A 340-nucleotide genomic window follows, 5' to 3' on the forward strand; every position below is an offset into this window, starting at 1 on the left:
AGCAAAGCCCACCATCAACAGCAGGGAAATACTGTTCAATCCCTTAAGCAAACTAATCACCAGGGTAGTTTCCTCCCTAAACAGTACCGATGCAAGCCCCCAAATCAAAGCCGATGCAAAAGGCCTGGCGGATAAAATCCGGGGTTTCGGTTTAAGCAAACCAAAAGCAGCACCACCGGCAGATGGCACCACTCCACCCGACGCCGATTTTGTAAGCAAAAGCCATTTAGGATTTGTTCAGCGGGCAGACAATTTTAAAAGCCTCATCGAGTTATTAAAAACCGAACCGGCATACACCCCCAACGAGGCAGATTTATCCACCGCATCATTAGCCACATTA

At 47.9% G+C, this 340-nt stretch carries 1 protein-coding gene; it reads left to right on the plus strand.

Going from position 1 to position 340, the window contains the following annotated elements; translation table 11 throughout:
• A partial coding sequence (locus tag GD597_RS21750) for a hypothetical protein (protein ID WP_216368669.1) occupies positions 1–340 on the plus strand: 340 nt, incomplete at both ends.

This window comes from Limnovirga soli, assembly GCF_013106755.1.
In the GTDB taxonomy this organism is placed as follows: Bacteria; Bacteroidota; Bacteroidia; order Chitinophagales; family Chitinophagaceae; genus Limnovirga; species Limnovirga soli.